Origin of the sequence: Trinickia mobilis (genome assembly GCF_017315705.1) — a bacterium.
GTDB lineage: Bacteria > Pseudomonadota > Gammaproteobacteria > Burkholderiales > Burkholderiaceae > Trinickia_A > Trinickia_A mobilis.
On record NZ_JAFLRF010000113.1, the window covers coordinates 1 to 1,461 of the forward strand.

A 1,461-nucleotide genomic window follows, 5' to 3' on the forward strand; every position below is an offset into this window, starting at 1 on the left:
GCACGGCTTCGGGTGGACGGCATGAAATTGATCGCGAGCGGCGACAAGGTGCCGTCGTGCAGTTGCTTGAGCGACGCATCGACGCCGCCGTCCTGCTGGTCGTGCAGCGAAAAATGCGAGGCGAGCTCCCTGCGGCGTAAATCGTCGCCCCCTTGCGCGGCCACCCAGTTATTGCGCGCTTGCAGACCTGAAAATTCATGAAACGGTTGGTCGCTGCCCGGCACATAAAGCAGCTTCTTGTCGCCGCGCTCGATTTGCAGGATATCGCTGGCGGTGGAGCCGTTGATATTGAGTTTGCTGATCCTGATATCCGAGCGAAGCGGCGGCGTCGCCTGCAGATCGGCGAGTGAGGGGTTGGCCGCGTTCTGCGACCTTGTGCCGGCGGCATCGAGGGCGAGCTGGAACCCTTCGTCGGAGAGTTTCCTGTCGTTTCGCTGCTTTACCGCCGAGGCCAGATAGGCGCCCTTGAGCGCCGCCCGGTAGCGATCCTGGTTCTTGTCCCAGAAGTCGTTGAGCGAGCGTCGGGCGGTGGCGTCGAAGTCGCCATCCCGGACGATGTCCATGATTTCCGACGGCCGGATCCTGACCTCGTTATGGACGCCGAAATGCTTGGCGGACGGGCCTTCGGAATACACGCCGGCCAACGCGTTCAGGTCGCCGGGTTGCCGCCGGTTGTGCGGGCCGAAATTCGACAGCACGGTATCGGTCAAGGTCTGCGAACGGGTGGGCGGCCCATCGTGTGTCCAACCGGTCAATGCGCGCCCATCGCTTTCGGCATTGATGAACCGGTGCAGATAGGTTTTATCGGGATCGAGATCGATGCCCGCGCGCGACTTGATTTCGCCCTTGATGTAGCTCGACGCCATCTGGCGCAGATCGGGGAAATCGCGCTTCAGCTCCTGCGCGAGCGACTGTACTGTCGAGTCGGCGCCGGGTGATGCCGGCGGCGTTTGCGTGCCTCGAGACGCGATGGACACGAGAAGGGGCGCGAGGCGCCGCTTGCGCGTGAGCACCGGGCCGGCGACGGGTTGCCCGGCCGAACTTGTATCCGGCTTGCGGGGCGCGGCGGCGGGTTGCTTGCCGCCGTAATCTGTCCCGGCCCGCTCCCCGGCCGGGCGATCGAAGCGGATTGCGTCGTCGCGTGAACGCAGCGCCGCGCCGGGAGGTTTGGCGGCTGCATCCGGACGGTCGCCGTGGTTGTCGATCAATGGTTCGAGGGGGCTGCGGTTGCGTATTTCCATGATGTTTCTCACTGGTTGGGCAAGGCCGGCGCGCGCCGATTCTTACCCATTGAGTGAAAGCCGCGCCCGCGCCGGTTCCGTGCGGCGGCGGGAGGCGCGACTCAGTGCCCGACCGCCGGGATGGCGTCGAACACCTGCTGCGCCAGTTGGAGAATCTCGACGCCCATCCAGCGCCCGCAGGCGAGCAGCACGGCCGAGATCGAGATCAGCTTGACCGCGA

1 protein-coding gene is annotated in these 1,461 nt (G+C 65.1%); it reads right to left on the reverse strand.

Translation table 11 applies throughout. The features are described from left to right. Positions 1 to 1,241 (reverse strand): dermonecrotic toxin domain-containing protein (locus J3489_RS37170; protein ID WP_207005766.1); only part of this gene is annotated, 1,241 nt, incomplete at its 3' end. Positions 1,242 to 1,461 lie beyond the last annotated feature (220 nt).